Origin of the sequence: Streptomyces sp. NPDC058671 (genome assembly GCF_042716475.1) — a bacterium.
GTDB lineage: Bacteria > Actinomycetota > Actinomycetes > Streptomycetales > Streptomycetaceae > Streptomyces.
The window spans coordinates 225,283-251,835 of sequence record NZ_JBHXSA010000005.1; the positions used below are offsets into that span (position 1 = coordinate 225,283).

General features: G+C 71.9%; 18 protein-coding genes. 4 read left to right on the top strand and 14 right to left on the bottom strand.

Annotated elements, in window-relative coordinates; all coding sequences use genetic code 11:
• Positions 1-98: 98 nt before the first annotated feature.
• Together ACFWV2_RS08710 and ACFWV2_RS08715 are read right to left on the bottom strand one after the other, a co-directional pair.
• Positions 99-704, bottom strand: coding sequence for a YdbC family protein (locus ACFWV2_RS08710; protein WP_384403779.1), 606 nt, complete (start codon positions 702-704; stop codon positions 99-101).
• A 42-nt stretch (positions 705-746) separates the two neighbouring features.
• A complete protein-coding gene (locus ACFWV2_RS08715) occupies positions 747-1,481 on the bottom strand; it encodes an arylamine N-acetyltransferase (RefSeq protein ID WP_384403782.1) in 735 nt (244 codons plus the stop codon).
• A gap of 238 nt (positions 1,482-1,719) precedes the next feature.
• On the opposite strand from ACFWV2_RS08715, the gene ACFWV2_RS08720 reads away from it, so the two are divergent.
• Positions 1,720-2,250: a TerD family protein gene (locus ACFWV2_RS08720; RefSeq protein ID WP_384403785.1), complete on the top strand. Its 531-nt coding sequence runs from the start codon at positions 1,720-1,722 to the stop codon at positions 2,248-2,250.
• 114 nt (positions 2,251-2,364) lie between these two features.
• On the opposite strand, the gene ACFWV2_RS08725 is transcribed toward ACFWV2_RS08720, so the two are convergent.
• The gene (locus ACFWV2_RS08725) at positions 2,365-5,259 is read right to left on the bottom strand and encodes a vitamin B12-dependent ribonucleotide reductase (protein ID WP_384403788.1); all 2,895 of its coding nucleotides are present in this window, start codon (positions 5,257-5,259) and stop codon (positions 2,365-2,367) included.
• 170 nt (positions 5,260-5,429) lie between these two features.
• Positions 5,430-5,939, bottom strand: coding sequence for a transcriptional regulator NrdR (gene nrdR, locus ACFWV2_RS08730; protein ID WP_384403791.1), 510 nt, complete (start codon positions 5,937-5,939; stop codon positions 5,430-5,432).
• Positions 5,940-6,386: 447 nt separating this feature from the next.
• On the opposite strand from nrdR, the gene lexA reads away from it, so the two are divergent.
• A complete protein-coding gene (lexA, locus tag ACFWV2_RS08735) occupies positions 6,387-7,175 on the top strand; it encodes a transcriptional repressor LexA (RefSeq protein ID WP_384403794.1) in 789 nt (262 codons plus the stop codon).
• A 109-nt stretch (positions 7,176-7,284) separates the two neighbouring features.
• Here the strand turns inward: lexA and ACFWV2_RS08740 are convergent, their stop codons facing one another.
• The 5 genes from ACFWV2_RS08740 to ACFWV2_RS08760 form a co-directional block, all read right to left on the bottom strand.
• Positions 7,285-9,258: an ATP-dependent DNA helicase gene (locus tag ACFWV2_RS08740; protein ID WP_384403797.1), complete on the bottom strand. Its 1,974-nt coding sequence runs from the start codon at positions 9,256-9,258 to the stop codon at positions 7,285-7,287.
• Between the two features lie 50 nt (positions 9,259-9,308).
• On the bottom strand, positions 9,309-11,153 hold the full coding sequence (locus tag ACFWV2_RS08745; protein ID WP_384403800.1) for an IucA/IucC family protein: 1,845 nt from the start codon (positions 11,151-11,153) through the stop codon (positions 9,309-9,311).
• Positions 11,154-11,214: 61 nt separating this feature from the next.
• On the bottom strand, positions 11,215-11,901 hold the full coding sequence (locus tag ACFWV2_RS08750) for a GNAT family N-acetyltransferase (protein ID WP_384403803.1): 687 nt from the start codon (positions 11,899-11,901) through the stop codon (positions 11,215-11,217).
• Between the two features lie 55 nt (positions 11,902-11,956).
• A complete protein-coding gene (locus tag ACFWV2_RS08755; RefSeq protein WP_384404021.1) occupies positions 11,957-13,909 on the bottom strand; it encodes an IucA/IucC family protein in 1,953 nt (650 codons plus the stop codon).
• 139 nt (positions 13,910-14,048) lie between these two features.
• Positions 14,049-15,461, bottom strand: a complete 1,413-nt coding sequence (locus ACFWV2_RS08760; RefSeq protein WP_384403806.1) for a diaminobutyrate--2-oxoglutarate transaminase family protein — start codon at positions 15,459-15,461, stop codon at positions 14,049-14,051.
• A gap of 542 nt (positions 15,462-16,003) precedes the next feature.
• Between ACFWV2_RS08760 and ACFWV2_RS08765 the strand changes: the two genes are divergently transcribed.
• Together ACFWV2_RS08765 and ACFWV2_RS08770 are read left to right on the top strand one after the other, a co-directional pair.
• The gene (locus ACFWV2_RS08765; protein WP_384403808.1) at positions 16,004-17,182 is read left to right on the top strand and encodes a trypsin-like serine peptidase; all 1,179 of its coding nucleotides are present in this window, start codon (positions 16,004-16,006) and stop codon (positions 17,180-17,182) included.
• Between the two features lie 288 nt (positions 17,183-17,470).
• Positions 17,471-18,634: a trypsin-like serine peptidase gene (locus tag ACFWV2_RS08770; RefSeq protein ID WP_384403811.1), complete on the top strand. Its 1,164-nt coding sequence runs from the start codon at positions 17,471-17,473 to the stop codon at positions 18,632-18,634.
• A gap of 84 nt (positions 18,635-18,718) precedes the next feature.
• On the opposite strand, the gene hflX is transcribed toward ACFWV2_RS08770, so the two are convergent.
• The 5 genes from hflX to ACFWV2_RS08795 form a co-directional block, all read right to left on the bottom strand.
• The gene (gene hflX, locus ACFWV2_RS08775) at positions 18,719-20,212 is read right to left on the bottom strand and encodes a GTPase HflX (RefSeq protein WP_360788975.1); all 1,494 of its coding nucleotides are present in this window, start codon (positions 20,210-20,212) and stop codon (positions 18,719-18,721) included.
• A 150-nt stretch (positions 20,213-20,362) separates the two neighbouring features.
• A complete protein-coding gene (locus tag ACFWV2_RS08780) occupies positions 20,363-21,853 on the bottom strand; it encodes a M1 family metallopeptidase (protein WP_384403815.1) in 1,491 nt (496 codons plus the stop codon).
• A gap of 111 nt (positions 21,854-21,964) precedes the next feature.
• Positions 21,965-24,880, bottom strand: coding sequence for an HD domain-containing protein (locus ACFWV2_RS08785; RefSeq protein ID WP_384403818.1), 2,916 nt, complete (start codon positions 24,878-24,880; stop codon positions 21,965-21,967).
• A 207-nt stretch (positions 24,881-25,087) separates the two neighbouring features.
• Positions 25,088-25,954: a diaminopimelate epimerase gene (gene dapF, locus ACFWV2_RS08790; protein WP_384403821.1), complete on the bottom strand. Its 867-nt coding sequence runs from the start codon at positions 25,952-25,954 to the stop codon at positions 25,088-25,090.
• A gap of 47 nt (positions 25,955-26,001) precedes the next feature.
• Complete coding sequence (locus ACFWV2_RS08795; protein ID WP_384404024.1) at positions 26,002-26,511, bottom strand: hypothetical protein; 510 nt, start codon at positions 26,509-26,511, stop codon at positions 26,002-26,004.
• Between the last annotated feature and the right edge of the window lie 42 nt (positions 26,512-26,553).

Here is a 26,553-nt window from a genome sequence, read left to right on the forward strand (position 1 = left end):
CGGCTCCGTCGGCTTGCGCCCGCCCGGTCCGCCGACCCGCCGGCCGCACCCGCCCGGTCCCGGACCGGCGACGCCGTCCGGACCGGCGTCGAACCCTCTCAGACCGTCCAGGACGGTTCGAGCTGCACCACGTCCCCGTCCAGTGCCGCCACGTCGGCCGCGGTCCTGGCCCGCAGACCGAGCCGCTCGATGCGTTCCGCCCGGTACTTCCCGTGCTCCGCGACGGACTGCCACATCGAGAGCACCAGGAACTCACTGCCGGGCGCCTCACCGAACAGGCCCCGCAGCATGCCGGGAGACCCGGCCATCGCCGGGTTCCACACCTTCTCCTGCATGAGCGCGAAATGCTCGGCGCGGTCCTCGTGGACACGGCAGTGCGCCACCCGCGCCACATCGGCGTCGGAGAACCGCGGCTCGAACCCGGTCTTCACGTCGAAGCGGTGATCGAACAGCTTGACCTGGCTGTCCTTGAACGTGCCGACCTGCGCGGTCGCCAGACGGTCGTGCGAGCGCGCCATGAAGGAGTCGTAGAAGGCCCGGCTCTCCCAGAACGCGAAGATGTGAGCGACGTCAGGCCGAGCCCGGCTCCACCCGCCACCCTGTCCCCGGAACCCCGGCTCACCGAGCAGCCCCGCCCACTTCCGCTGTCCCCGCTCGAACCCTCGACGGTCCACCACGGTGCAGCGAATCCACTTGACCAGCACCGCGCCATCGTACGGGGCCGATGACCGCCCCGGCAGGCCCCTTCAGACTCCCGCCGGATGTATTCGCTCCACTCCCGCGCGCTCCTCGTCGTCCAGTTCGATCCCGAACTCGGTCTCCAGGGTCGCGACCAACTCGGCCGCGCCTACGATCCGTTCCCCGGTGAAGCCGTCCGTCCGCATCACCGAGAGCGTCTCGCGCACCAACGCCCTGCGCACCTCCGTGCCGGGCCGCTGGGCCACGACCTGGCCGAGGAAACGCGACTGCGGATGGCTGGAGCTGTAGTGGTTCATGACGACGAAGTCGCCGGGGTAGAGGGTCTGGGGGGCGAAGGCGTACAGGTCGGTCCAGCCCTGCGGCCGAAGGGAGCGCAGCACGTGGATGCCCTCGTCCTCGGCCCCGATCGCGAACGTCCAGCCGCCCTGCTGGACCCGCGCCCCGGCGTGCAGCGGCACGGGCTCCAGCGGCCCCTGCCAGCCGAACCCGACGTCTGCCAGCCACTCCTCGCCCTCGATGGTGACGACGAGAAGCGCGTGGGTGACCGGCGGCAGCACCGCGCCCCGCGACCGGTTACGGGCTCCGCGGGCGGCAACCGCGAAGCCGATCCGCTCGAGTACGGCCGCGAACAGGGAGTTCTGCTCGTAGCAGTAGCCTCCCCTGCGCCTCTCGACGAGCTTGCCCTGAAGGCTCTTCAGGTCCAGGAGCACCGGCTTCCCGAGCACGACGTCGAGGTTCTCGAACGGTACGGCTCCGACGTGGGCACGGTGAAGGTATGTCAACGTCCGCAGATCAGGGCCGAGTTCCCCGTCCCGCTCGGGCTCGTAGCCGATTCGAGCCAGATATACGTCGAGATCCAGCTCCTCACCGCTCCACAAACCGATCTCCCCCCTCAACCCTCGGTCCACTGTCGTAGCCCCATGACACCATGAGTGATCGGCTTACGACCACGGGCATTCGAGCGGGTCGACGGTACGACGCGAAGCGTGCGCGGGGGCGCACGCGGAGAGGGGAAGCACCATGAGCGGACTCAACAAGGGAGTGGGAAAGGTCGAGGTGACGCTCAGGTGGGACCCGGCCCCGGCGGGCGCACCGGCCCACGACCTGGACATCGTCGCCGGCGTCTTCGCGGCGGACGACCCGCACGGAGCACCGGTCCACCTGGTGCACTTCGGCAGTCGCTCCCCCGACGGCACGATCACACTGCACCGCGACAGCCGTACGGGCCAGGGATTCGGCTACGACGAGGCCATGACCCTGGAGCTGGACCGGCTGGCACCGCGGTACGCCCGCGTGGTGGTCGGCGTCGCCATACAGCAGGGCGGTGGACGACGGACCTTCGGCGACATAGCGAGCACGGGCGTACGGGTCCGCGAGGGATACACGGACCTGCTGGTCCATGACTTCGCGGATGTGTCGGACGCCCTGTCGGCGACGGTCGTGGAGTTCACCCGCGACGGCGGAGAGGGCTGGACGTACCGCCCGCTCAGCCGCGGCTTCGACGCCGATCCCCAGGACTTCGCCCGGCTGCTGGGCTCCGCGCGCCCCTGAGTCCCCGGGCGCGACGAAGGGGACCGGCCGCGAGGCCGGCCCCCTTCGTGAGGCGCTGGTCAGTCACCCGCTCGGTCCGCGCCGGACCTCACGTCCGGCGCGGACCCACCGGTGTCAGCTGCAGCCGCTGGTCGATCCGCAGCCCTCGCAGATGTAGCAGGAGCCGGCGCGCTGCATCTTGGTGCCGCAGGAGAAGCAGAGCGGGGCGTCGGCGCTGATGCCGAGCTGCATCTCGACGAGCTCCGCCGAGGTGTGGGCCTGCTTCGGAGCCGGGACCTCGACCTTCGGGGCCGGGGGCGCGACGGCCTTCAGCTCCGGGGTGCGGGGCGCGGACTGCGCCAGGGCCTCGACGTCGACCTCGTCCTCTTCGGACTGCTCGTACGAGCCGGTGTCCAGGTGACGCTGGCGCTCCTCGGCCGAGTGGATGCCGAGGGCGGAGCGGGTCTCGAAGGGGAGGAAGTCCAGGGCCAGGCGACGGAAGATGTAGTCGACGATCGACTGCGCCATCCGCACGTCCGGGTCGTCCGTCATGCCGGCCGGCTCGAAGCGCATGTTGGTGAACTTCGAGACGTACGTCTCGAGCGGGACGCCGTACTGCAGACCGACGGAGACGGCGATGGAGAAGGCGTCCATCATGCCGGCGAGCGTCGAGCCCTGCTTGGACATCTTGAGGAAGACCTCGCCGAGACCGTCGTCCGGGTAGGAGTTGGCGGTCATGTATCCCTCGGCGCCACCGACGGTGAAGGAGGTGGTGATCCCCGGGCGTCCCTTGGGGAGACGCTTGCGGACCGGGCGGTACTCGACGACCTTCTCGACGGCCTCGCGGATCGTCGCCTCGGACTTCGCCGTGACCGCGACCTTCTCCTCCTCCTTCTTCTTGGCGGAGAGCGGCTGGCCGACCTTGCAGTTGTCGCGGTAGATCGCGAGCGCCTTGACGCCCATCTTCCAGGCCTCGAAGTAGACCTCCTCGACGTCCTCGACCGTGGCCGTCTCCGGCAGGTTCACGGTCTTGGAGAGGGCACCCGAGATCCACGGCTGGATGGCGGCCATCATGCGGACGTGGCCCATCGCGGAGATGGAGCGCTCGCCCATGGCGCAGTCGAAGACCTCGTAGTGCTCGCTCTTCAGACCGGGGGCGTCGATCACATTGCCGTGCTCGGCGATGTGGGCGACGATCGCCTCGATCTGCTCCTCCTGGTAGCCCAGGCGACGCAGGGCCTGCGGGACCGTGCCGTTGACGATCTGCATCGAGCCGCCGCCGACGAGCTTCTTGAACTTGACCAGGGCGAGGTCGGGCTCGAGGCCGGTGGTGTCGCAGGACATCGCGAGACCGATGGTGCCGGTCGGGGCGATGACCGAGGCCTGGGCGTTGCGGAAGCCGTTCTTGGCGCCGAGGTGGATCACGTCCTGCCAGGCCTCCGTGGCGGCGGCCCAGATCGGCGAGTCGAGGTCGTCCACGCGGACGGCCTTGGTGTTCTCGTCGGCGTGCTGACGCATGACGCGCTGGTGCGGCTCCGCGTTGCGGGCGTAGCCGTCGTAGGCGCCGACGACAGCGGCCAGCTCGGCGGAGCGCTTGTACGAGGTGCCGGTCATCAGGGAGGTGATGGCACCGGCGAGGGCGCGGCCGCCGTCGGAGTCGTACGCGTGGCCGGTCGCCATCAGCAGGGCGCCGAGGTTGGCGTAGCCGATGCCGAGCTGGCGGTAGGCGCGGGTGTTCTCGCCGATCTTCTCGGTGGGGAAGTCGGCGAAGCAGATGGAGATGTCCATCGCGGTGATGACGAGCTCGACGACCTTGGCGAAGCGCTCGACCTCGAAGGACTGGTGGCCCTTGCCGTCGTCCTTGAGGAACTTCATCAGGTTCAGCGAGGCGAGGTTGCAGGACGTGTTGTCCAGGTGCATGTACTCGCTGCAGGGGTTCGAGCCGTTGATCCGGCCGGACTCCGGGCAGGTGTGCCAGTGGTTGATCGTGTCGTCGTACTGGATGCCCGGGTCGGCGCAGGCCCACGCGGCCTCGGCCATCTTGCGGAAGAGCGCCTTGGCGTCGACCTCCTCGATGACCTCACCGGTCATGCGGGAGGTGAGACCGAACTTCTCGCCGGCCTCGACGGCCTTCATGAAGGTGTCGTTCACACGGACGGAGTTGTTGGCGTTCTGGTACTGGACGGACGTGATGTCGTCGCCGCCCAGGTCCATGTCGAAGCCCGCGTCACGGAGGGCGCGGATCTTCTCCTCCTCCTTGACCTTCGTCTGGATGAAGTCCTCGATGTCGGGGTGGTCGACGTCGAGGATGACCATCTTGGCCGCGCGACGGGTCGCGCCGCCGGACTTGATCGTTCCCGCGGAGGCGTCGGCGCCGCGCATGAAGGAGACCGGGCCGGACGCGTTGCCGCCGGAGGAGAGCAGCTCCTTGGAGGAGCGGATGCGGGAGAGGTTCAGGCCGGCGCCGGAGCCGCCCTTGAAGATCATGCCCTCTTCCTTGTACCAGTCGAGGATCGACTCCATGGAGTCGTCGACGGACAGGATGAAGCAGGCGGACACCTGCTGGGGCTGCGGCGTGCCGACGTTGAACCAGACCGGCGAGTTGAAGCTGAAGATCTGGTGCAGGAGGGCGTAGGCCAGCTCGTGCTCGAAGATCTCGGCGTCGGCGGGCGAGGCGAAGTAGCCGTACTCCTCGCCGGCCTTCGTGTACGTCTTCACGATCCGGTCGATGAGCTGCCTCAGACCGGTCTCGCGCTGCGGGGTGCCGACGGCCCCGCGGAAGTACTTGCTGGTGACGATGTTGACCGCGTTCACCGACCAGAAGTCGGGGAACTCGACGCCACGCTGCTCGAAGTTGATCGAGCCGTCGCGCCAGTTGGTCATGACGACGTCACGGCGCTCCCAGGCCACCTCGTCGTACGGATGCACGCCAGGGGTGGTGTGGATGCGCTCGATACGCAGGCCCTTGCTCGTCGCCTTGGTCCCCTTGGAACGAGAACCACGTGCCGGACCGCTCGCCGTCTCTGTCATGCCGCCTCCCATATACGGGCAAAACACACTTTGGCACCCAGATAGTCCCAGGGCACCGTCTTCTGTACGTCGTTCTGTACTGCTGCCACGAGCGTCACCGGGGATCACTCGGGGCACGTCTGCCGGGCCGCACGGGCCGGCCGCCGGGCACCGTGGGCCCGGACCGCCGGTCAGTCGGCGGCGGTGGCGGGAACGGGGACCCCGGGGGTCGCACCGGTCCCGCGGTTCTCAGCGGGAGGCCGCACGCGGAGTTCCACGATGGCGGCCTCGAAGTCTTCGAGGCTGTCGAAGGCCTTGTAGACGGACGCGAAGCGCAGGTACGCGACGAGGTCGAGTTCCTGCAACGGACCGAGGATGGCCAGGCCCACGTCGTGGGTGGTCAGCTCGGCACTGCCGGTGGCGCGCACCGCCTCCTCGACCCGCTGGCCGAGCTTGGCGAGGGCGTCCTCGGTGACCGGTCGCCCCTGGCACGCCTTGCGTACGCCGGAGATGACCTTGGTGCGACTGAAGGGCTCGGTGACTCCGGAGCGCTTCACCACCATGAGCGAGCACGTCTCCACCGTCGTGAAACGACGGGAGCAGTCGGGACACTGACGACGACGACGGATCGACGTCCCGTCGTCGGTGGTGCGACTGTCGACGACACGGCTGTCGGGGTGCCTGCAGAAGGGGCAGTGCATTGGTTCCGACCCTCCCTCACGGCACGACTGGTGAACCTCACGCGGCCCGTCAAGGCCCTGCGAAGCGACCCCCAGCATAGGCGATGCGGACACCCCCGGCGGACCGGGGACCACTACCCCTGGGTGGCCGGTGCCATCCAACCACTAGATCTTGGGTTGCGGGCGTTTCGAGGGCCTCCGCGTGTCGCGGCGCGTCCACACCCGGGATCCCGCGCCCCGGATGCCACACTGAGGGGAGTCCCGCCCGCCCGCGGCCCAGCGGCGAAGGCTACCGTAGCGTTCGATTCGGCTCCGATTCGACCGGCGGGCGACCCTGCTCATACACCCGCATACGAACAGACGTAAGGCAATCTGCGAATTTTCACTCGAACGTGTGTTTGGCGCAACCTTTCGAAAGCCACTACCGTTGTGCCAGCGAGGGAGACCATTTCGAGAGGGGCCGACGACGTGACCACCACCGCAGACAGTGCCGCCATCACCGCCCAGGACCGTTCCCAGGGCCGACTCGAGCCGGTGCACGCCATGAATGAAGTGAGCATGAACGGCGAGGAGCCCGGGCGACCTGCCCGCGCCCTCCCCGGGCGACCTCCAGGCATCCGCGCCGACAGCTCCGGTCTCACCGACCGGCAGCGCAGGGTCATCGAAGTCATCCGCGACTCGGTCCAGCGGCGCGGCTACCCGCCGTCGATGCGTGAGATCGGGCAGGCGGTCGGCCTCTCCAGCACCTCGTCGGTGGCGCACCAGCTCATGGCGCTGGAGCGCAAGGGCTTCCTCCGCCGCGACCCGCACCGACCGCGGGCGTACGAGGTGCGGGGCTCCGACCAGCCGAGCACCCAGCCCACGGACACCACGGGCAAGCCCGCCGCGTCCTACGTGCCCCTGGTCGGCCGGATCGCCGCCGGTGGCCCGATCCTCGCCGAGGAGTCCGTCGAGGACGTCTTCCCCCTTCCCCGACAGCTGGTCGGTGACGGCGAGCTGTTCGTCCTCAAGGTCGTCGGCGACTCGATGATCGAGGCCGCCATCTGTGACGGCGACTGGGTCACCGTCCGCCGCCAGCCGGTCGCGGAGAACGGGGACATCGTCGCCGCCATGCTGGACGGCGAGGCCACGGTCAAGCGGTTCAAGCGCGAGGACGGCCACGTCTGGCTCCTCCCGCACAACGCGGCGTACCAGCCGATCCCCGGCGACGAGGCCACCATCCTCGGCAAGGTCGTGGCGGTACTGCGGCGGATCTGACACACGTCGCCGGCTCTGACCGGGCCCCGGGACCCCTGCGCCGGTTCCGGGGCCCTGCCGCGTCCGGAGGGCCCCGGCGCACGGCCGGGAGCCCGACAAGCGGTGAACGTCAGGCACCCGCCGCCTGCGACGCGGCGTCGATCGCAGCGAGGGACTTCCGTACCTGGTTGCGGTCGGTCGTGTACCAGAAGTCCGGCAGCGACGCCTTCAGATAGCTGCCGTACCTGGCCGTCGCCAGGCGGGGGTCGAGGACAGCCACGACCCCCCGGTCGCCCGTCGCCCGCACCAGCCGGCCGGCGCCCTGCGCCATCAGCAGGGCCGCGTGGGTCGCCGCGACCGCCATGAAGCCGTTGCCGCCGGCCTCCTCTACGGCCTTCTGACGCGCGCTCATCAGCGGGTCGTCCGGCCGCGGGAACGGGATCTTGTCCATCACGACCAGCTGACAGCTGGACCCCGGGACGTCCACGCCCTGCCAGAGCGAGAGCGTCCCGAAGAGACACGTCCTGGGGTCGGCGGCGAAGTTCTTGATCAGCTCACCGAGGGTGTCCTCGCCCTGGAGCAGGATCGGCAGCTCCGGCACCCGGGTCCGCAACTCCTCCGCGGCCTGCTGCGCCGCGCGCATGGACGAGAACAGCCCGAGGGTCCGCCCGCCGGCCGCCTGCATCAGCTCGGTCAGCTCGTCCAGCATGTCGCCGCGGTCCCCGTCACGGGCGGGACGGGAGAGATGCTTCGCGACGTAGAGGATGCCCTGCCTGGGATAGTCGAACGGGGAGCCGACGTCGATGCCCTTCCAGACGGGCAGGTCGTCGCCCTCGGTGCCCTCCGGAGCAAGCCCGAGAGAGGCTCCGACGCCGTTGAAGTCACCGCCCAGCTTGAGGGTGGCCGAGGCCAGGACCACGGACCGCTCCGTGAACAGCTTCTCCCGCAGCAGCCCCGATACGGTCAGCGGCGCCACCCGCACCGAGGCACCGAAGCGGTCGTGCCGCTCGTACCAGACGACGTCGTACTCCGAACCCTGGGTGATGCGCTCGGCGACGCCGTGCACGGTCTCCACGGAGGCCATGGCCTGCTTACGCACGGCGTCCTCGTCCTGGACGGACCGGTCACGGGTGGACCCCAGGGCCGAGATCACCGCGCGGGCCGCGTCCCGCAGTGCCATCAGCGCGTACGCGAGGTCCTCGGGAAGCTCTTCCAGGCGCCCCGGCAGAGCCAGCTCCATGACCCGCTCGAAGCTCTCCGCTGCGGTCTGCAGCTGGTCGGCGATCTTCTCGTCGACCAGCTTCGCGGACCGGCGCACGGCACGGTTGACCTGGCCGGGGGTGAGCTCGCCCGTGGCCACCCCGGTGACCCGGGAGACCAGCTCGTGGGCCTCGTCGACGATCAGCACCTCGTGCTGCGGGAGCACCGGGGCGCCCTCGATGGCGTCGATGGCGAGCAGGGCGTGATTGGTGACGACGACGTCGGCGAGCTTGGCACGCTCACGCGCCGCCTCGGCGAAGCACTCCGCCCCGTACGCGCACTTGCTCGCGCCGAGGCACTCCCTGGAGGAGACCGAGACCTGGGACCAGGCCTTGTCGGAGACACCGGGGGTCAGGTCGTCCCGGTCGCCGGTCTCGGTCTCGTCCGACCAGTCCCGCAGCCGCATCAGGTCCTGGCCCAGCTTGCTCGTGGGCGCGGCGGCCTCGAAGGGGTCGAAGAGGCCGTCCTCCTCGTCCTGCGGCACCCCTTCGTGGAGCCGGTGCAGGCACAGGTAGTTCGACCGGCCCTTGAGCATGGCGAACTGGGGACGGCGCCGCAGCTGCGGATGCAGTGCCTCGACCGTCCGCGGCAGGTCGCGCTCGACGAGCTGACGCTGGAGCGCCAGGGTGGCCGTGGCCACCACCACCCGCTCCCCCTGCGCCAACGCCGGCACCAGGTAGCCGAGGGACTTACCCGTGCCGGTGCCGGCCTGGACGAGGAGGTGGGAGTTGTCGTCGATGGCCTCGGCCACGGCCTCGGCCATGGTGACCTGGCCGGGCCGCTCCGTGCCGCCGACGGCGGCGACGGCGGCGTGGAGGAGGTCGGGGAGGGATGGCTTCGTCATAGCCCTCTCAGACTAAGGGGCGCCACTGACAGCCCGAGCACGCGCGCGCGTCACGCGAGCGGGTTGGGAACGGTCCCGCGGACGGCCGCGTGGGGCCGCTCCGGGCGGTCCCGGTAGCCGTCCAGATGCAGACGGTTGCGGTTGAGGCAGAGCCGCTCGATCCGGGGGGTGAGGAGATCGAAGAGTTCGAACCGTTCCTTCAGCTCGGGGAAACGCGCCTGGTGGCGGAGGATCTCGGCGCGGACGAGGGCCCAGAACTGCGTCTCGGGCACGCCGAGTTGCTGCTCGCACAGCGGCGCCAGATAGCGGAACACGCCGACGAAAAGCCCCGAATGGATGAACTGGACGAGGAAGTCGGGTTCCTCGGTCAGAAGGACGGCGCGGACGTCGTCCGGCAGGGTGTCGTGCTCGGGAAGCGGCTGGGCGCTGATGTTCACGTCGTCGACGAAGTCCTTGATCGCCAGGCGTACGGGAACGTCCTCGCCGTCGTAGACGACGATGGCGTTCTCCCCGTGCGGCGAGAAGACCGTGCCGTACCGGTAGAGGAAGTGCAGCAGCGGGGGCAGCAGCGCCGCGAAGAGGCGCCGGAGCCAGACGGCGGGGGCGAGTCCGGAGCGTTCGACGAGTTCCGCGACGAACGCCCGCCCTTCGGGGTCCGTGTGGAGCAGGGAGGCCAGCGTGCGGGCCCGCTCGCCCGGGGGCAGCCTGAGGGGTTCGCGCCAGATCGCTCCGAGGAGTTCCTTGTACTGGTACGGGACTTCGGGCAGCCGGTCGTACAAGGGGTGCTCGACCGTGACGGAGGCGACCTCGCCGAGGAGGACCACCCCGCACTCGTCCCGCAGGAACGGATCGGCCTCCCGCAGGCCGTGGACCCAGGCGGTGACGGCCGGTGCGGCGAGGGTCCGTTCGGTGGGCAGGCCGCGCCAGACGAGGGTGTTGAGCACCGACAGCGGAAGCTTGACGGTGTGCCGGTCGGGACGGCTGGTGTTGAGGAAGGTACGGACCGACTGCTGCGGGAGCCGGAGGTCGCCGTCGGTTCCGAGCGGGACGACGGTCCCGGCGGCGACCGCCGGGGCGTAGAGGGGCAGCAGGACCTCGTCCCACTGCCAGGGGTGGACGGGCAGCAGGAGGTAGCCGTCGGGTTCGTGACCGCGGGCGGCCAGTTCGGCGCGGAAGGCCGCGCGGACCTCGGGGTCGAGCTCCTGGGCGTAGAGGCGGTCGGGGGTTTCGAGTCCGGTCACGCCTCGGTAGGCGGCGAGGCGGTTGTCGACGGCGATCCAGGGGAGCCGGGTGGCGCGTCGGGCCTCGGGGGCCCAGCGGGCGGCGTCGGTGGCGGAGAAACCGACGCGCCCCTTGTTGAGGACGATCCAGGGGTGGCCGGTCTGGTGGCCTTCGAGTTCGGCGTAGGAGAGGTCGGCGAGGCGGGCGGCGGTGAGCGCGGTGTGGTCGAGGCGTGCGTCTGCGGCGAGGGTGGCGGAGAGCTCGCGGATGAGATGTCCGAGGGTGGCGCCGTCGAGCTGGAGGAGGCGGCGGGCGCGGACGAGGAAGTCGAGGGGGTCGGTCATGGGCCGGCCCTCGTGGGCGACGGAGTCGGGGGTGATGTACCAGCTGCCGTAGGCGCCGCGACGGGCGCGGAAGGTGAGGGTGGACCCGTCGTCCAGGCGCAGGGCGTAGCTGTCGGGTGCGCCGTCGGCCGCGGGGACGGGTTCGACGATCTCCTCGTAGGCGAACTCCGCGAGCGCCTTGTGGAGCAGGCGGGTCGACGCCAGGGTCCAGGCGGCGGCGTTCAGCTCGGGGGGCGCGAGCAGCTCGGGGGTGGGCGCCGCTCCGTCCGAGGGGGACGGGGCGGGCGGTGTGGACCGAGCGGAGTCGTGGGGTGCAGGGGACGTCGACACGAGGACTCCTCGGGGTGGGAACCGCTGTGGGCCGAGCGGTGTATAGAAGACAGAGGGTGGGTCACAGAGCGTGACGGAGGACGCGGTCACGCATCATGAGCGCCGCTCGCTTGTCAGGGAGGTCGACTTCCGCCGCGTAGCGGAAGCCGCCGCTGAGGAAGGCAGAGACGGAGGGGGAGTTGCGGATGTCGGGTTCGGCGACGACGCGTGTGCATCGGGGACGGTGGTCGAGGACGAGGTCGGCGACGGCGCGCAGAAGGGTGGAGCCCACGCCGCGGCCCCGGTCGGTGACGCCTCCGATCAGCAGATGGATACCGGTGTCATGGGGGCGTGCCGGGTAGTGCCGGGCGAGTGGGTCGAGGTCGGCGCGGTAGATCTCGAAGTAGCTCATGGGCGTGGTGTCGAGCACGCCGAGGCAGGGGACGCTGCGGCCGTCGCCTTCGATCTGGGCGCGGAGGTGCTCGGCGGTCACGGTCTCGGGTCCGGCGAGTTCCCAGAAGGCGGCGACGGCGGGGTCGTTCATCCATCGGGTGAGGAGCGGCAGGTCCCTGTCGAGCCGTACGGGGACGAGCCGGAAGGTGCCGGCGGGGGTGTCGGCCGGGTTCCAGGAGGCGACGGAGTCCAGCAGGTCGCCGTCGAGGACCTCGGCGTCGAGGTGGCCGCCTTCGAGGAGGGCGACGAGGTCGTCGAGCCTCAGGTCGAGGGTGTCGTCGCCCGGCGGGTCGGTCGGTGGGCGGGTGGGTGACACGGTGTCGCTCTCCTCTCGGCGGTGCGGTCGGGGCGTGGGTCCTCGGAGGGTGGCCTCAGGGGCGGAGGGGGTTGGTGACGGTGACGTAGACGGACTGGGTGTCGACGGGTCCGACGAGTTCGTCCATGCCGTGGAGGCGGGTGAGGAGGTTGGCCTTGGTGCGCAGGGTCGCGGCTTCCAGGAGCCGGTGCGGCAGGGGTGAGCCCAGGCTGGTGGCGGAGATGAGGAAGCTACGGAAGGCGGCGAGCAGGACGCGCTCGTCGGCGAGGTGCTGGGAGCCGAAGGCGCCGATCAGACCGAGGACGTTGTTGATGCCGAGGTAGTAGGCGAAGCGCTCGTCGGTGACCTGGTCGGAGACGAAGGTGTCGCTGTCGGCGCCGATGCCGGGGAGGCGGCTCTCCAGCTCGCCCCGGTGTGACTCGCGGAAGTAGTACCCCTGATTGTCGCGGTAACGGCCGCCGACCGGCCAGCCGTCGGGGTCGAGGAGTACCAGGGTGTTCTGCTGGTGGGCTTCCAGGGCGATGCCGGCGTGTCCGTCCAGCCAGAGCACGGGTCGGACGACCTGGTCGAGGTAGCGGAGGAACCACTCGGCGGAGACGGCCGTGAGGGGGCGACCGGTGCGGGCGGCGAGCCGGCCGATGACGTCGGCGAGGCGGGAGCGCATGGTGGTGGCTCCGGGCCAGGGGCGGGGAGCGGTGAGGGAGGCGATGCAGACGGCGTCGTCACCGGGCCCGAAGGGGTTGTGGCGGATCACGACGTCGAGTCCGGGGACGGGAGTGCCGTCCAGAGTGTCGACGGCGAGCCAGGCGGGGTCGCGGACGATGTCGAAGCCGGGGTGGACGGCCTGCCATTCGTCGACGAGGCCGGTGCGGAGCAGGCGGTGGACCTCGACGCCGCGGTGGAGTTCCTTGCGGAGGTTCTCGCGGCGGGAGTTGGTGATCCGCAGGCCGAGGGAGAGCTTGAGCATGGCCCGTGCGCCGGGGCGGTGCACGGTCCGGACGGAGGAGGTGGGGTGCCAGGGGCTGCCGTGGGGACCGAGGTCGTGCAGGAGCCCGGCGTCGAGGAGGGCGCGGATGTCGGCCCGGTGCAGGAGTTCGCGTGCTTGCCAGGGGTGGACGGGCAGGGGCGCGGTGCCGGCGGGGAGCGTGAGCCCCTCGGCGAGACCGGTGGCGAGTTGCTCCGCGGTGACGGGACGGCCCTGTTCGGTCCAGCCGGAGTCCGAGGTCAGGAGGAAGGAGTCGACGGCGAGCCAGTGGAGCGGGAAGGATCCGTGCAGTTCGGGTGAGTAGAGCCGGGCCTCGGCCTCGGAGAGGCCTTCGCGGCTCTTGGAGGTGGGATGGAGGGGGTGGCCGAGCAGCAGGGCCTGTTCGGCGGCGAGGAAGAGGTCGGCGTCCGGGTGCGGCTGGGGTCGGAGACGGCGCTCGGTGACGAAGTCGGCGGTGCGGCGGGCGGAGTCGGCGACCCTGCCGACGAGTTCGGTGCCCTCGGGGCGGCCGGTCTCCCGGCTGAGCAGGGCCGCCACGGTCACGGCGTCGACGGACGGTGCCGTGGCAGGGAGTCCTTCGAGGGTGGGGGCTCCGAAGCGGTGCCAGCCGGTCGGCGACCAGTAACGGACGGGGACGAGGAGGGCGGTGCCGCTGGCTTCGAGGGCGACGCGCAGGGTGGTGGAGCCGGGGGCGGGCAGGTTCTTCTCCCGGACCCAGCAGCGGAGCAGGTTCTCGATGGTGGCGGCGTCGGCGGCGCGCTGCGGATCAGGGTCGTCCAGGGGATCGGCGACGGTGACCGGGCGGTGCGGCCGGGGGTCGTGAGGACCGGTGTGCTGGCGCGGGACCGTGGGGTCGGCGGTGCCGGCATCACGCGGGGCGGTGGGGTCGGTGCCGGCGCCGCGCGGGGCGATGGGGGCGGTGCCGGGTGGGGCGGTGTGGGAGGGGGAGGTGTCTCGTTCGGTCGCGGCCGCCGGCTCCGCAGTGTCGGGAGCCTGGGGGCGGCGTACTCCGGGGGGCGCCAGGGAGGTGTCGCGTGCCTCGGGGGCGGGTGTGTCGGCGGCGAGGTGCTGCGGGGCGTGGGGGGCCTCGGTCTCGGGCGCCGGGGAGGGGGGCGTGGCGTTCACGGGGGCTTCCTTGGGGTGGGGCCGGGGGCGGTCCGGGTCAGTGGGACGGCCCGGGGGCGGTCCGGGGGGCCGTGGCCCGGCGGGCGGCGGGCAGCTGGGGGGTGTGGGCCCGCTCGGCCGCGGCCAGGGCGTCGGCGAAACGGTCCAGGACGGCGCTGGCCTGCTCGTCGGTGAGGGTGAGAGGGGGAAGGAGCCGGACCACCGCCGAGTGGCGGCCGCCGAGTTCGACGATGAGTCCGCGGGCGAGGCACTGCTGCTGGACGGCGAGGGCCAGGGCGGGGGCGGCGGGCGGCACGAGGTCGTCGGGTCCCGCCGCTTCGGGGTCGACGAGTTCGACGCCGATCATCAGGCCGCGGCCACGGACGTCGCCGACGCAGGGGTGGGCGGCGGCGAGGCCCCGGAGCTGGCCGAGGATGCGGGCGCCGAGGGTCCCGGCCCGTTCGGCGAGCTTGTTCTCCCGGACGTACGCGAGGGTGGCCGTGCCCGCGGCCATGGCCAGCTGGTTGCCACGGAAGGTGCCCGCGTGGGCGCCGGGTTCCCAGGCGTCGAGTTCGGACCTGTAGACGATGACGGCGAGGGGGAGGGAGCCGCCGATGGCTTTGGACAGGACCATCACGTCGGGCACGACACCGCTGTGCTCGACGGCCCAGAACGCGCCGGTGCGGCCGACGCCGGTCTGGACCTCGTCGACGACGAGCGGGATGGAGCGGTCGGCGGTGATCCGGCGCATCCGGCGCAGCCAGTCGTCGGGGGCGGGGAGGACCCCGCCTTCGCCTTGGACGGCCTCCACGATCATTCCGGCGGGGGCGGGGACACCGCTCTTGGGGTCGTCGAGGAGGCTCTCGGTCCAGCGGGCGGCGAGTCGGGCGCCGGAGGCGCCACCGACGCCGAAGGGGCAGCGGTACTGCTGGGGGTAGGGCAGCCGAGTGACGCGGACGTCGGTCGCCCCGCCCGAGGCGGCCAGGGCGCCGGCCGTCATGCCGTGGTAGGCGCCGGTGAAGGCCAGCAGGCCGCTGCGGCCGGTGGCGGTGCGGACCAGCTTGAGGGCCGCCTCGACGGCGTCCGTGCCCGCGGGGCCGCAGAACTGGACGCGGGCGTTGTCGGCGAGTTCGCCCGGGAGGGTGGCGAACAGCTCGGAGGTGAAGGCGTCCTTCACCGGGGTGGCGAGGTCGAGCACGTGCAGGGGAGCGCCCGAGTCGAGGACCTTCTTGATGGCTTCCAGTACGACGGGGTGGTTGTGCCCGAGGGCGAGCGTCCCGGCGCCGGAGAGACAGTCCAGATAGCGGCGGCCGTCGGCACCCTCGATGGTCAGGCCTCTGGCCCGCACCGGCACGATGGGCAGGGAGCGGGCGTAGGTCCGGGCGGCGGATTCGCGCAGGGACTGGCGACGAAGGATGCCTTCGTATCCGCCACCGCCGCCTTGATCCGAGACGTCCCGGTCCGAAACCACCCGGTCAGGAGCGGCGCGGTCCGAGGCCGTTCGGCCTGATGCCGCCCGGTCCGGGGCCGCTCCGCCTGGTGCCGTTCGGCCTGATGCCGCCCGGTCCGAGGCCGCTCCGCCTGGTGCCGTTCGGCCTGGCGCTCCGGGGGGTGGGCCCGTGGGGGCTTCGGGTGTCCGGGGCTGCGTCCGCGCGGCCGGTGGGACGGCCGGAGCTGATTCGGTCACGGCCACGACTCGGTGTCCTCCCGCTGTAACGGTTGCGTTGCACATCGGGACGTCGTGGAGCCGCCGCAAGGGTCGCCCTGAGCGCCACCGTCGTGTCCCCCGTGCGTACCAACGACGCGAGCTGCCGGGGATCACGGGCCGGAGGCAAGAACTTGGCGTGTCCCGGATCACGTCACGGCAACAGCCGGACGACGGCCGGAACCGCCGACCGGCCGAGTACCGTCCCCTCCGGCACCGGCATAGTGGGGGCCGTCGGCCGCTGTCCGCACGGGCACGGCCGCTGTTCGTGCATGCACAAGTAGACGTAGTCCCAGGGGGATCACGAGATGCGATCGATTCGTCCGCTGCTGACGGCGGCTTCCGCCGTCGCGGCGCTGACGCTCACCGCCACGGCCTGCGGGCCGAGCGAGGAGAACGCGGGAGACAAGCCCAGCGCGCCCGCGACCGCCCAGAGCCCGGCCGACAAGCTCAGGATTCCGGAGGACCTCAAGGACCGCCTGAAGGAGCACGGGATCGACGTCGACAAGTGGCGCGACGGCGAGTGGAGGAACTGGGACCGCGACAAGTGGCTGCGCGAGGCCAAGGACTTCGTCAACCCGATCATCGAGGACCTCTGGAACCCGGACCGGATGCGCGAGGCCGAGCGCCCCGACCAGCCGGTCGGGGAGGAGGACATCTCGGGTGACGCGGGCAAGACCGACCCGACGCCGGAGCCGGTGCGCGCGAAGGCCGTGGCGCCGAAGTACCACGCCAACGCCCCGGAGTCCGGGAAGGTCTTCTTCGACGGCCCCGAGGGCTCGATGGTCTGCTCGGCCACGGTGGTGCAGGACCCGGCGCATCCCGGCAGGTCGAACATGGTGTGGACGGCCGGCCATTGCGTGCACAAGGGCAAGAAGGGCGGCTGGTACCGCAACATCGCCTTCGTGCCCTCGTACAACGACTCCGGCCTTTCGACCGCCGACCTGGAGAAGGCGACGCGGGAGCAGATCGCGCCGTACGGCGTGTGGTGGGCGGACTGGGTCAAGACCTCCGACCAGTGGATCGCCCAGGGCGCGTCTACCGGGGGCGCGGGTGCTCCCTACGACTTCGCGGTCATCCAGGTGACTCCGGAGAAGGGCGGCACGGGCAAGTCCCTGGAGGAGACGGTCGGTTCGGCGCTTCCGGTGCAGTTCAACGCGCCGGCGGTGGCGAAGATCGCGAGCCTGGAGGCGACCGGATACCCGGCGGCACCGCCGTTCGACGGTCAGAAGATGTTCCAGTGCGCGGACAAGCCGGGCCGGCTGTCCCTGAAGGCGGAGCAGCCGACGATGTACCGCATCGGCTGCACCATGACCGGTGGTTCGTCCGGTGGCGGCTGGGTCGCCAAGGGCAGCGACGGCAAGCCGGCGCTGGTGTCGAACACCTCGATCGGTCCGTCGTCGGCGGGCTGGCTCGCCGGTCCACGCCTCGGCGCCGAGGCGAAGTCCATCTTCGACGCGGTCAGCAAGAAGTACGCCGGGCAGTAGGCACCCGTGCGACGAGGCGGGGCCCAGCGGCCCCGCCTCTCCCGCGTCCGACCCTCCCGGTCGACCACTGACCGGCCGTCCGACCACTGACCGGCCGTCCAGCCCGCCCGTCCGACCACTGACCGGCCGTCCAGCCCGCTCGTCCGACCGCTCACCGCCCGTCCGGCCCCGTCCTGCCGACCGGCATACTGTCACCGCAAGTGACGCGTCCATGGCAACGTCGCCGCGGCAACTCGCCGCGAACGTGGCCCGTCCGGGCGCGGAATCATCACAGGGGGAATTCACCACATGCGTTCCGTACGACTCCTACCAGCCACCCTCGGCCTGGTCACCGCGCTCGCGCTGACCGCCACGGCCTGCGGGCCCACCGAGACCCCGGCCGCCGACAAGCCGGCCACCGAGGCCGGCAGTTCCGCGCCGGCCACCGACGGCGGGGGCGCCGACCTCACCAAGGACCTCGCCGACAAGCTCAAGAAGCACGGTGTCGACCTGGACGAGTGGAAGGACGGCGAGTGGAAGAACTGGGACAAGGACACCTGGCTCCGTGAGGCCGAGGACTTCGTCAACCCGGTGATCGAGGGGCTCTGGGACCCGGCGCGCATGCAGTCGGCGAAGAGCCCGGACCCGACGATCACCGCGCAGGCGGGCGGTGGCAGCGACCCGGCGCCCCGTCCCGTCAGGGCGCAGCGGGAGAAGACGCCGTACCACCGCAACGCGGCCCCGGTGGGGAAGATCTTCTTCGACTCGCCGCAGGGCCACATGGTCTGCTCCGGCACCATCGTGAAGGACCCGCGCCGGCCCGGTCGGTCCAACCTGGTCTGGACGGCCGGTCACTGTGTCCACGCGGGCAAGAAGGGCGGCTGGTACCGCAACATCACCTTCGTCCCGGCCTTCAACGACCTGGGCAAGTCCCCCGCCGCGCTCGACAACGCCAAGCCGCACGAGGTGTACCCGTACGGCCAGTACTGGGCCGACTGGGCCGTGACCTCCGGTGAGTGGATCAGGTCGGGCGGGTCCAACCAGGCCTGGCCGTACGACTACGCCGTGCTGCACGTGAAGCCGCAGCGGGGCGGAAAGTCCCTGGAGGAGACCGTAGGCGCCGCCCTGCCGGTCGACTTCTCCGCGCCGGCGCCCGCGAGGGCGGGGACGGTGGGCGCCTGGGGTTACCCGGCGGCGCCGCCGTTCAACGGCATGATCATGCACAAGTGTGTCGACCGGGCGACGCGGTACATCACCGCCCCGGCCACGCCGACGATGTACCGGATCGGTTGCACGATGACCGCCGGCTCCTCGGGCGGCGGCTGGTTCCGCGTCATGCCGAACGGCAGGACGGCCCTGGTGTCGAACACCTCGATCGGCCCGGCCGGCCGCAACGGCTGGCTCGCCGGACCGCAGTTGGGTCGGGGCGCCAAGGCGGCCCACGAGATGGTCAGCAAGAAGTTCGCCCGCTGACGCACGGCCCGCACCATGACCGAGGGCGCTGTCCCCCTTCCTTGACGGAAAGGGGGACAGCGCCCTCGGTCGTTCAGCCGTGGTTCAGTGCGCGGCGGGAACGTACGGCGCGAGCATCGCCGCCAGCTCCTCGTGCACCCGGGCCTTGAGCAGGGTGCCCTCCGGGGTGTGCTCCTCGGACTCGACCTCGCCCTCGGCGTGCACCCGCGAGACCAGGCCACCCTGCGTGTACGGCACGAGGGCTTCCAGCTCGACCTTCGGGCGCGGAAGCTCGCGGTCGATGAGCGCGAGCAGTTCCTCGATGCCCTGGCCCGAACGGGCCGAGACGACGAGGGAGTGCTTCTCCGTCCGCAGCAGCCGCTGGAGCACCAACGGGTCCGCCGCGTCCGCCTTGTTGATGACGACGATCTCCGGCACGTTCATCGCGCCGACGTCCCGGAAGACCTCGCGCACGGCGGCCAGCTGCTCCTCCGGGGCCGGGTGCGAGCCGTCCACCACGTGCAGGATGAGGTCGGAGTCGCCGACCTCCTCCATGGTGGAGCGGAACGCCTCGACCAGGTGGTGCGGCAGGTGCCGGACGAAGCCGACGGTGTCGGCCAGGGTGTAGACCCGGCCGGTGGGCGTCTCGGCCCGGCGTACGGTCGGGTCGAGCGTGGCGAACAGCGCGTTCTCCACGAGCACGCCCGCGCCGGTGAGGCGGTTGAGCAGGGAGGACTTGCCCGCGTTGGTGTAGCCGGCGATGGCGACCGACGGCACCTTGTTACGGCGCCGCTCCTGCCGCTTGATGTCGCGGCCGGTCTTCATCTCCGCGATCTCCCGGCGCATCTTCGCCATCTTCTCGCGGATACGACGCCGGTCGGTCTCGATCTTGGTCTCACCGGGACCACGGGTGGCCATGCCGCCACCGCCGCCGCCGCCCATCTGCCGGGACAGCGACTGACCCCAGCCGCGCAGGCGCGGCAGCATGTACTGCATCTGCGCGAGGGCGACCTGCGCCTTGCCCTCTCGGGACTTGGCGTGCTGGGCGAAGATGTCCAGGATCAGGGCGGTCCTGTCGACCACCTTGACCTTGACGACGTCTTCGAGGGCGATGAGCTGGCCGGGGCTGAGCTCGCCGTCGCAGACGACGGTGTCGGCTCCGGTCTCGACCACGATGTCACGCAGCTCGCGCGCCTTGCCGGAGCCGATGAACGTCGCCGGGTCCGGCTTGTCACGCCGCTGGATCACGCCGTCGAGCACGAGGGCACCCGCCGTCTCGGCGAGGGCCGCGAGCTCCGCCAGGGAGTTCTCCGCGTCCTGGACGGTCCCTGAGGTCCACACACCGACCAGCACGACGCGCTCGAGGCGCAGCTGGCGGTACTCGACCTCGGTGACGTCCTCGAGCTCGGTGGAGAGGCCGACGACACGGCGGAGCGCCGCACGCTCCGAGCGGTCGAACTGGTCGCCGTCCCGGTCCCCGTCGATCTCGTGGCTCCAGGCGACGTCCTCTTCCATCAGGGCATCGGCCCGAAGGCTCTCGGTACGGCTCGTCTCCGCGAAGCTCTGCTCGTCCTGGGAAGGGGAAGAAGAGGAGGTCATTTGATCCTTACGTCGATTGCCGCGCCTGCTCCGATGAAGCCACGAGGCGATGAGTCTTATGCCGTGGCAACGCGTGAGGGCACCGGAAGATTCCCGGCGCGCCGACCGCGTCGCCGACCTGATGATGGTGACACGCCCCTGCCGGGCCCGTCATCCGGGTTTCGGGGTGGTCCTGGCGGCCCCGGCCGGGCGGCTGCGCCAGTCCGGGTGCCCGGGCATCGCCGGGGTCTTCGCCTCGTACAGCCAGGCGCGGAGGAAGGCGGTGAGGTCCCGTCCCGCGATCTCGGAGGCCAGCGCGATGAAGTCGGCGGTCGTGGCGTTGCCGTCCCGGTGGTCGGCGACCCAGCGGCGCTCCAGGCGCTGGAAGGCCTCGGTGCCGATCTCCTGGCGGAGCGCGTAGAGGACGAGGGCGCTGCCGTCGTAGACGACGGGCCGGAAGAGGCTGATCTTGTGGGTGGGCGAGGGGGGCTTGGGCGCCGCAGGCGGGCCGCCCGCCGCCCGCCAGCCGTCCGAGGCGCCATAGGCGGCCTTCATGCGCAGCTCCAGCGACTTGCCGGCGGTCTCCTCGGCGTAGAGCGCCTCGTACCAGGTGGCGTGGCCCTCGTTGAGCCACAGATCGGACCAGGTCCGGGGCGAGACGCTGTCGCCGAACCACTGGTGGGCGAGTTCGTGCACCATGATCGAGTCGACGTACCACTCGGGGAAGCCCGGCTCGGTGAACAGGCCCCGCTCGAACAGCGAGAGGGTCTGGGTCTCCAGCTCGAAGCCCGTCTCCGCGTCCGCGACGAGCACCCCGTACGTCTCGAAGGGGTACGGGCCGACCTGTCGCTCCATCCACTCCAGGTGCCCCGGTGTCCGGCGCAGCCAGGGCTCCATCAGCGTCCGGTCGGCGGTGCGCACCACGTCCCGGACGGGCAGCCCGTGGGGCCCTGACCGGTGCACCACCGTGGAGCGGCCGATGGAGACCTGGGCGAGTTCGGTGGCCATCGGATGGTGGGTGCGGTACGTCCAGGTGCTGGTGGCGCCCCGGGTGACGCGGCCGACGGGGAGGCCGTTGGCGACCGCGGTGAGCTCGCTGGGGGCGGTGATCCGGAAGGTGAAGTACGCCTTGTCCGCCGGGTGGTCGTTCGAAGGGAAGACCCGGTGGGCGGCGTCGGCCTGGTTGGCCATGGCGAGACCGTCGCCGGTACGGACCCAGCCGCCGGTGTCCGCGGGGCCGCCGGGGTCGCTGGTGTGGGTGACGGTGATCTCGATCTTCTCGCCCGCGTCGATCGGCGCGGCGGGGGTGACGACCAGGTCCTCACCGCTGCTGGTGTACGCGGCGGGCAGGTCGCCGACGGTGACGGCGGAGACCGTGCCACGCGTGAAGTCGAGGTTGAGCCGTTCCAGATCCTCGGTGGCGAGGGCTTCGATCCGGGTCACGGCTGCCAGCGGCCGGGTGTTGACCCCCGGATAGGTGAGATCGATGTCGTACGCGAGGACGTCGTACCCGGGGTTGCCGAGGTGCGGGAACAGCGGGTCCCCGATGCCGAGCGGAGCCGGGGCGGGCAGGGCGGCGGCGACGAGCCCCGCCGAGGCGGCGACAAGGACGGCGGAGCGGAGCCACCGCGCGCGGCGCGGGGTTGTTCGGACGAGCGGCATGGACCAGGCCTTTCCGGAGGACTGGCCCTACGGCTACCAGGGCCTGGCCCGCTCCCCCGGGCGGCGCGCTCGCCCGCCACCCGAAGGGGGTCACGCGGGGAAGCGGCGGGGTCAGGCCCGGCGTCCCTGCCGGGACGGCCGGTGGCGGGCCCGGGACACGTCGTACACCCCCGGTACGTCCCTCATCGCCCGCATCAGGGCCGCGAGCCGGGCCACGTCGGGCAGGTGGAGGGTGTACGTGTGGCGCACCCGCTGCTCGCTCGGCGGCTCGACGGTCGCGGAGACGACGGCGGCCCCGGCGACGGCGATGGCCTCGGTGAGGTCGGCGAGGAGGCCGGGCCGTCCGAAGGACTCCGCGACCAGGGTGACCCTGCCCTGGGCGGTGTCGCCCCAGCGGACGGCGACGGGGTCGCGGCCCGACCTGCGCATGGTGTCGACGGCCGCACAGCCCGCACGGTGGACGGTGACCGACCCGCCGCGCACCCGGAAGCCGGTGATCTCGTCCGGCGGTACGGGGGTGCAGCAGCCGGCCGGGCGGACGGGCGCGCTCGGCTCCCCCTCCAGGTCGGCGTGGAGCTCCGCGCCGGACCGGCGGTCGGCGGTGACGATGGCCGGCGGGCGCGGGCCGGTCGTGGCGGCCGGCGGTTCGGTGCTCTCCGGGTGCGACTGGAGCCAGCGGGTGATCGCGATCCGGGCGGCGGGGGTACGGGCGTGGTCCAGCCACTCCGGGGACGGTCCGGACACGGTGTCCTGGGCGAGCAGCAACTGGACGGTGTCGCCGTCTCCGAGGACGGTGCTCAGCGGTGCGAGGCGCCCGTTGACGCGGGCGCCGAGGCAGGCGTGGGCGGCCTCGCCGTGCTGCGCGTACGCGGCGTCCACGCAGCTGGCTCCGGCCGGCAGGCTGATCGTGCCGGGGGCGCCGCCGTCGGCCCGGAAGACGGTGATCTCGTCGTCCTCCGCGAGGTCGGCGCGGAGCGAGGTCCAGAAGGTGTCGGGGTCGGGGGCGGACTGCTGCCAGTCGAGCAGCCGGGAGAGCCAGCCGGGCCGGGTGGGATCGACCCGCTCACCGTCCTCGGCGGGGGGGACGGGGGCGGGGGCGTCGCGCTGGGGGGCGGTGGGGTGCTGCGACGGAGGGGAGGCGGCGGGGGGCCGGTGGGAGGTGTCGGGGTGGGGGGTGGCCGGGCCGGGGCCGTCGCCGGGGCCGGCGAGGGGGGTGGCGCAAGGGCCGGGGGCATCGGCGGCGCGGGGAGCGTCGGCGGCGCGGGGAGCGTCGGCGGCGCGGGGAGCGTCGGCGGCGCGGGGAGCGTCGGCGGGGCCGGGGTGGTCGACGGGGCCTGGGAGGGGCGTGGCGTCTGACCGGTCGGCGGTGCCGGGCCGGTCCGTGGCGTCGGGCTCAAGCGTGGGGGCGGGCTGATGCGTGCGGGCGGGATGATGCGAGGCGCTCGAACGGTCGGGGGCCCCGGCACCTCGGGTGGTGGCGGGCGGGTCGGCGGAGCCGGGCTCGGCGGCAACGCCGGGCCGCGCTGCCGGGCCGGGCCGCGCTGCCGGGCCGGGCCGGGGGGAAGCGGCAGGACCGTCGGCCAGGCTGGAACCGGCGGCGGCGGGCGGATCGGTTGGGTCGCATGCGGCACCCGCACCGAGGCCTCCTCCCGTGCCGGCACCCACCGTCGTGCCTGTGCCCCCTGCCGTGCCGGGCCCGTCGGTCGCGTGAAGGCCTACGGCTGTATCGGGCTGAGGGGGCGCGCCAAGCCGGTCTGCCGGGCCCGCCGTGGTGTCGGGTCCGTCTGTCGTGGTGGTCGGCCTGGCGGGCGTGCCCGGCAGGGCGGTGCCGCCCGGCTGCGCGCCGGTCTCCTGCCCGACGTGGGGATTGCCGAGGGCGACGACCCCCGCCTCCGCGACCTTGTGCATCCGGTGCGTCCGGATGAGGACCTCGGCGACGGCCCCGTCCGGGGCGGCGATCGCGGTGTGCAGTGACTGGTAGAGGTTGAACTTGGGGACCGCGATGAAGTCCTTGAACTCGGAGATCACCGGGGTGAAGCACGTGTGGAGCTCGCCGAGGACCGCGTAGCAGTCCGCGTCCTCTGCGACGAGGACGAGAAGCCGTCCGAAGTCGCAGCCCCGTAGCTCGCCCCGCTTGAGGCGGACCCGGTGGACGGAGACGAAGTGCCTTGGCCGGACGCCGACTTCGGCTCCGATGCCCGCCTCGCGCAGGATCGCGGACACCTGTTCCGCGACGGCGCCCAGCGCGTCACCGGCGTGCGGGTTGTCGGCGATGAGCGCCCGGGTGGCCTCGTACTCCTCGGGGTGGAGGATGGCGAAGACGAGATCCTCCAGCTCGCTCTTGAGAGCCTGGACCCCGAGCCGTTCGGCGAGCGGGATGAGGACGTCGCGGGTGACCTTGGCGATTCTGGCCTGCTTCTCGGGCCGCATCACCCCGAGGGTCCGCATGTTGTGGAGCCGGTCGGCCAGTTTGATCGACATCACCCGGACGTCGTTGCCGGTGGCGACCAACATCTTGCGGAAGGTCTCGGGTTCGGCGGCGGCGCCGTAGTCGATCTTCTCCACCTTGGTGACGCCGTCGACGAGGTAGGCGACCTCGTCACCGAACTCCCGGCGCACCTGATCGAGCGTCACCTCGGTGTCCTCGACGGTGTCGTGGAGGAGCGAGGCGGTCAAGGTGGTGGTCTCCGCGCCGAGTTCGGCGAGGATCAGGGTCACCGCGAGCGGGTGGGTGATGTACGGCTCGCCGCTCTTGCGGAACTGGCCCCGGTGCGAGGACTCGGCGAGGACGTACGCCCGGTGCAGCACCGTGAGGTCGGCCTCGGGGTGGTGGGCGCGATGGGCCTCGGCGACATGACTGATGGCGTCGGGCAGCCGGTCACGGGACGCAGGTCCGGCTGTGGCGCCGAGCAGGGCGGCTCGGCCGAGCCGGCGCAGTTCGATCCTGGCGCGTCCGCGTCTGCGGACGGTCGCATCGGTGACGGCGGCTTCCGCCGCGCTCACAGGGTTGGTGGCCTCTGCGCTCATGGGGTACCTCCGGCGACGTCGACCGGCGGTGGGCGGGCCAGGCGTGCCCCGGGGGCCGGTGCTTGATGCTACCGACCCCACCACGCGGCGCAGTCGCCCTCTCGCCCAGCGTGAAACGGATCACCCATTCGAGCGACAGATCAGTCGTTGACTGTTTCGATTGCGGCGATCCCCGCGGATCGGTCCGCGCCGATTCCTCCGGCTCGGCTAGAGCCAGGCCGGGTCGACGGTGCCCTCGGCCACGATCACCGCGGGACCCGTCATGTCGATGCCGCCGTCGGGGTGCTCGGTGATGACCAGGGTCCCGCCGAGGACGTCGACGGTGTACGTCACGGGGGTGCCGCTCTCGGCGGGGTCGGCGCCGTCCCGGCGGGCGGCGGCGACGGCGACGGCGCACGCGCCCGTGCCGCAGGAGCGCGTCTCGGCGGCGCCGCGCTCGTGGACCCGCATGGCCACGTGACGGGGACCACGGTCGGCGACGAACTCGATGTTCACCCCGTCCGGGTAGACGCCGGCGGGCTCGTACGGCGGCTCGGTGAACAGGCTGCCGGCGTGGTCGAGGTCCTCGACGAACGCGACCGCGTGCGGATTGCCCATGTTCACGTTCCGCGCGGGCCAGCTGCGGCCGTCGACGGTGACGGTGACCCCGTCCTCGGGGAGGACCGCGCGGCCCATGGCGACGGTGACCGAGCCGTCCTTGTCGAGGTGGACGCGCTTGACCCCGCCGCGGGTGGCGACGGCCACCTCGCCCGCGGTGACGTGCCCGGCGTGCTCCAGGTAGCGGGCGAAGACCCGGACCCCGTTCCCGCACATCTCGGCGACCGATCCGTCGGCGTTCCGGTAGTCCATGAACCACTCGGCCTCGTCGGCCAGGTGCCTCGCCTCGGGGTGGGCGGCGCTGCGCACGACGTGCAGGAGCCCGTCGCCGCCGATGCCGGCCCGCCGGTCGCAGAGCCGCGCGACGGCCGAGGGCGGCAGGTCGACGGCGTTCTCCGCGTCGGGGATGATCACGAAGTCGTTCTCGGTGCCGTGGCCCTTGAGGAAGGGGAGGGGCGAGGTCCGCGTGCTGGTCACGAGATCAACTGTACGGGGTGGCGCCGACAGCCGGCCCGGTCGTGCGCTCAGCGCAGGCGGGCGACGCGCCAGACCGCGAGGGCGACCAGGGCCGCGGTCGTCGACACGTACAGCGCGAGGAATCGCCAGTCCGGGCGCTCACCCGAACCGCGCTGCGGGAGCCCCGGCCAGGTGTAGCCCACCTTGCGGGCGGCCATCATGCCCCAGCCCGCCGCGCACGAGCTGATCAGGAGTCCGAGCATGGCGAGGACGGCACCGCCGTCCCCCGAACCGAACGCGAGCGGGAAGGCGAACATCAGAGAACCTACGGCGGCCAGGCCCACGATCGGGGCGAGCTGCCAGATCCGCAGCCGTCCCTGGGGCCGAAGCTCGACCTCGACCTCGACGGCGTCCACCTCGACGGCGGTGCCCGCCACGTCGTCCGGGCCGTCCGGGGTCAGCCCCGGGGCACCGAGCGGAAGAGCGTCGGCGTCCCCCGGACGACGACCCAGGGGGTCAGCCGTGGGGTCACCGAGGACCGCGTCGTGCTGTTCTCTGTCGCGAGGGCCGGCCTCCATCGCCACGCGCCCTCCCCACTCGGACTCCACTTGGTCGATCGA